This window comes from Streptomyces sp. NPDC005181, assembly GCF_040608395.1.
Taxonomy (GTDB): domain Bacteria; phylum Actinomycetota; class Actinomycetes; order Streptomycetales; family Streptomycetaceae; genus Streptomyces.
Genome location: NZ_JBEXID010000202.1, coordinates 1 through 4415, shown reverse-complemented (window position 1 = coordinate 4415; position 4415 = coordinate 1). Strand labels below are relative to the sequence as shown.

The window sequence follows — 4415 nt, the reverse complement described above, 5'->3', positions numbered from 1 at the left end:
AGGCTCTCTGGCTTGGGCCAGACATTGCGATGATCAGGCATCCGACCGCATCCGCTCCTGGCGGTTGTGAACTCGCGGCCCACCGCTACGAGCCTTCATGCCCCCGCAGTGCGGTGTGGTGGTGACGGGGCCAGGTAGGGACGCGTCGGTAGCGGTGGGGTTCGTAGCGGGGCCGGCTCGGGTGGCAGCACGGTCGAACACGAGCAGCGGCTGTGGCGCCGCGGCTACCCGCCGACCGGGAGGGTCCGCCGCCGACACCACGTCCAGGAAATGCGGACCGGCGATGGATCTCGACAAGCTCACTGCCGCGGCAGGCGGGCGCCACTACCAGACCCGGGAGAAGATCGTCCCCCGGATCGGTGTGATCGCCGCCAAGCGCCGCGTCACGTCCTATCTGCGCTGGACCGTCACCGAGAACGAGCAGGCATCCCCGCCCTGGCCTGGCACTTCGACCGGGACGTCCTGGACGCAGAGGCTGCTGTCGATGGCTGGTACGCGCTGCTGACCAGCGTCCCCGCCCGGAAAGCCGACCCGGGCCAGGTCCTGATCCACTACAAGGGCCAGGGCACGGTCGAGCGCCGCTACGCGGACTTCAAGGGACCGCTCGCGGTCGCGCCGGTCTTCGTGCAGCACAACCGTCGTGTCGCCGCCCTGATCCAGGTCATCTGCCTGGCCCTGCTGGTGTTCTGCCTCATCGAACGGCAGGTCAGACGTGCACTCCCCGAGCAGACCATGGCCGGCCTCTACCCGGACAACCGCCGGGTCCGCCCCACCGGCCGCATGATCTTCTACCACCTCGGCGAACTCACCCTGCGGATCGGCAACGTCACCGACCCACCCACCGTCCAGATCACACGCGGCATCCAACTCCACATCTGCCTCCGCCGCGGCATCAGCGGCGGTGACCGGGACGGCGCCGGGGGTGAGGACTTCGATGGTGAGTGCGATCTTGGCGGGGTCGCCGGATCCGGCGATGAGCACGCGATAGCCGGCTCCCAAGGCGAGTCGAGCCAGTACGGTGCCGACCTTCCCCGCACCCAGGATGCCGACCGTGCGCACGGCAGCGGCGGTGGTGGTGGTGGTGGTGGTGGTGGTGGTGGTGGTGTCCATTTCTGCTCCGTTCATGGCGTCAGCCTGCGAGGATGTCGCGGACCATCGGGAGCACCTTGGTGCCGTACAGCTCGACTGCGCGCAGGCGGGCGCTGATCGGCTGTGCCCCCGAGGTGTAGATGAGGTCGAAACGGCCCACGCCGAGCGCCTTGATGGCGCGGGCCATCTTGCGGGCGACCGTCTCGGGCGAGCCGATGTAGAGCGAGCCGTGCTCGATCTCGGCCTCGTACTCCTCCTTGCGGAGCGGCGGCCAGCCCCGCAGCGCGCCGATGCGGTCACGGATGACCTTGTAGTGCGGCCAGTGCAGCTCCCGGGCCTCCTCGTCCGTGTCGGCGATGAAGCCGGGCGAGTGCATTCCGACCGGGTGAGCGGTCGTGCCGAACTTGTCGGTGGCTCGCTGGTAGAGGTCGATGTAGGGCGCGAAGCGCTCCGGGCTGCCGCCGACGATGGCGATCATGAGAGGGAACCCGTAGTGCGCGGTGCGGATGACCGACTGAGGTGAACCGCCGACACCGACCCAGGTGCTCAGGTGCCCGGACTCGGTCTTGGGGAAGACGTCGGCACCTTCGAGCGGAGCCCGCTTGCTGCCGCTCCAGGTGACGGGCCTCTCCTCCAACAGCTTGGCGAAGAGCTCGATCTTCTCCTCGAACAGCACGTCGTAGTCGCTCAGGTCGTATCCGAAGAGCGGGAACGACTCGGTGAAGGAGCCGCGCCCGAGGATGACCTCGGCCCGGCCGTTCGAGAGCGCGTCCACGGTCGAGAACCGCTGGAACACGCGGACCGGATCGTCCGAGCTCAGCACGGTCACCCCGGACGAGAGGCGGATACGGCTGGTACGTGTGGCGATGCCGGCGAGCACGGTCTCCGGAGCCGAGATCGCGAACTCCGCACGGTGGTGTTCACCGAGGGCGAGGACGTCGACGCCGGTCTCCTCCGCGAGAACGGCCTCGTCGACGACCTGACGGATGGCCCGCGCGTCGGACACAGGGGTGCCTGAATCGTCCTCCGGCACATCGCCGAACGTGTCCAGACCAAAGACGAGATCAGACATGGCCCGGCTCCTTCGCGAGCAGTTCCCTCACCCGCGGGGCGACTTCGCGGCCCAGCAGCTCGATCGTGCGGGCCCGGGCTTCGCGGGGCAGATTCATGACGTCGTACTTGAGATCGAAACGGCCGAGGTGCAGATCGCGGGCCATCGTGGCGATCTTGCGTGCGACGGTCTCGGGGGAGCCGACGAAGAGCGCGCCCTTGCCGACTTCCGACAGATAGCGCTCGCGGGTCGGCTTGTAGAACCCGCGCTCCTTCGCGAGGGCGGCAACGGCCGGTTCCCAGTACCGCCACCAGGTCTCGATCGCCTCCTCGTCACTGTCGGCGATGAGCCCCAACGAGTGCTGGGCGACGGGTTGCCTGGTGTGCCCGAACTGTTCGAGCGTCCGGTGGTAGAGCTCGACGTGGCCGGCGAAGCGCTGGGGGCGTCCACCGATGATGGCCAGCATGAGCGGCAGGCCGTAGCGGGCCGCGCGGACCACGGAGTTCGGGCTACCGCCCACGCCCATCCAGGTGGGAATGCCACCGGGCGGCATCCGGGGACGCAGTCGCTGCTCGACGAGCGGCGGCCGGAACCGGCCCGACCAGGTCACCGTCTCCTCACGCTGGAGGCGCATGAACAGGTCGAGCTTCTCCTCGAACAGCTCCTCGTAGTCGGCGAGGTCGTAGCCGAACAGCGGGAACGACTCGGTGGCCGATGCCCGCCCCAGTACGAGCTGGGCGCGACCGTTCGAGGCGGCGTCCAGCGTGGAGAACTCGTGGTACAGCCGCACGGGGTCGTTGGTGCTCAGTACGGTCACCGAGGTGCCGAGCCGGATGCGTTCCGTCGCGGTGGCGATCGCGGCGAGCAGGACGGGGGTGGCGCTGTCGTTGTGTCCTGCGCGGTAGTGCTCGCCGACGCTGAACGCGTCGATCCCCACGGCTTCGGCGAGCTTGGCCTCCTCGATCAACAGACGAACGGTCTCGGCATCGCTCAGCGGCCGGTCGCCGTCGGTGGCGACCTCTCCGAACGAGTTCAGCCCCAATTCGAACGCTGTGGCCGTCATGGACTCCTCCTACTGGCACCCGGGACATCCGGTTCACGCGGCAACCGACTGGTTGACGCGTCAATCTTTACCAAACATAATTGACGTGTCAACCAAAGGGGGTGGCGACAGTGGGAGAGCGACGCAGGGTGTTCCCCAGCGCCGAGGAACTGCGGATTTGGCAGGACTTCATCGAGACGACGGAAGCGCTCCGCTCCGAACTCTCGTCACGCCTGCACAGCGAGTCCTCCTTGTCACCGGGGGACTACGCCGCGCTCCTCGCGCTGCGAGAAGCGGAAGGGCGGCTGCGCCCCTCCGAACTGGCGGCCCGCATCGGCTGGCAGCGCAGCCGGCTCTCGCACCAGATCAAGCGCATGGAGCGACGAGGGCTGATTCGGCGCGAGGAATGCGTCACCGACGGCCGGGGCGCCGAGGTGGTGCTCACGGCCGAAGGTACGGAAGCTTTCCGCAACGCTTCGGTGCCGCATCTGCGTGCCGTCCGCGAACTGTTCGTCCATCCGCTCACGCCGGACGAGCTCGCGGCAGCCGGGCGGATCGCGGCGGCGCTACGCGACCGCCTGAGGGCATCGCGCAACAGCTGAGGGGTAGAAGGTCACCCGCCAACTGTCCGCGTGGGGACTCGACGACCTCGCTTTCACTACCGAACTCGTCGTCAGCGAGTCGGTGACCAACGCCATCCGCTACGCAGACGACCCCGTCGAACTGCGCCTGATCCGGGCGGACGTGCTGGTCTGCGAGGTCACCGACCCCGAGCAACACCCAACCGAGGCTGCGGCGGGCTTGAACGACGGACGAGGGGGACTCTTCCTCGCCCCAGCTCACCACCCACTGGGGCTGCCGTTACGGGTAGACGGGCAAGACCATCTGGCGGAGCAGTCCCTCACTGGGCAGACCGATCCGGCTTTGTGGGACGCGAAGGCCCTAATGCCGCCTGCCGAGCGCGATCGCGGCGGTCGCGACACCGCCGCCGGCGCCCTGGACGAGGACCGAATCCCCGGGGCGCACCCCGGCGTTGGTGAAGAGCATCCGGTATGCGGTCAGCCATGCGGTCGGGAGGCAGGCGGCCTCCTCCAAGGAGAGTTCCTTCGGCTTCGGGAGGACATTCCACGCCGGGACGGCACCGTGACCGTCCCCGCCCGCTTCAGGTCAGCAGCCCTCGCAACGGGAACGCCGCCCGCCTCGTCGCGAGCACCGCCTGGTCCAGCCGGTCCG

The 4415-nt window shown here is 68.5% G+C and carries 4 protein-coding genes and 2 pseudogenes; 2 read left to right on the top strand and 4 right to left on the bottom strand.

All coding sequences use genetic code 11. The annotated features are described in order from the left end of the window. Nucleotides 1–390: 390 nt before the first annotated feature. The 3 genes from ABZV38_RS39780 to ABZV38_RS39770 are packed head-to-tail and all read right to left on the bottom strand — an operon-like array spanning nucleotide 391 to nucleotide 3203. On the bottom strand, nucleotides 391–1125 hold the full coding sequence (locus ABZV38_RS39780; RefSeq protein ID WP_356333773.1) for an NAD(P)-binding domain-containing protein: 735 nt from the start codon (nucleotides 1123–1125) through the stop codon (nucleotides 391–393). Between the two features lie 4 nt (nucleotides 1126–1129). Continuing rightward, complete coding sequence (locus ABZV38_RS39775; protein ID WP_356333771.1) at nucleotides 1130–2161, bottom strand: LLM class flavin-dependent oxidoreductase; 1032 nt, start codon at nucleotides 2159–2161, stop codon at nucleotides 1130–1132. Next, the gene (locus ABZV38_RS39770; protein ID WP_356333769.1) at nucleotides 2154–3203 is read right to left on the bottom strand and encodes an LLM class flavin-dependent oxidoreductase; all 1050 of its coding nucleotides are present in this window, start codon (nucleotides 3201–3203) and stop codon (nucleotides 2154–2156) included. The genes ABZV38_RS39775 and ABZV38_RS39770 overlap by 8 nt, the downstream gene beginning before the upstream one ends. A 101-nt stretch (nucleotides 3204–3304) precedes the next feature. Here ABZV38_RS39770 and ABZV38_RS39765 point away from each other — a divergent pair, with 101 nt between their 5' ends. Next, entirely contained in the window at nucleotides 3305–3784 is a 480-nt protein-coding gene (locus ABZV38_RS39765) for a MarR family transcriptional regulator (RefSeq protein WP_356333767.1), read from the top strand. Between the two features lie 13 nt (nucleotides 3785–3797). Next, nucleotides 3798–4053, top strand: a pseudogene (locus ABZV38_RS39760) (ATP-binding protein); the annotation flags it as partial. 74 nt (nucleotides 4054–4127) lie between these two features. Here ABZV38_RS39760 and ABZV38_RS39755 read toward each other — a convergent pair. Further along, a pseudogene (locus ABZV38_RS39755) lies at nucleotides 4128–4322 on the bottom strand (Zn-dependent oxidoreductase); the annotation flags it as partial. Between the last annotated feature and the right edge of the window lie 93 nt (nucleotides 4323–4415).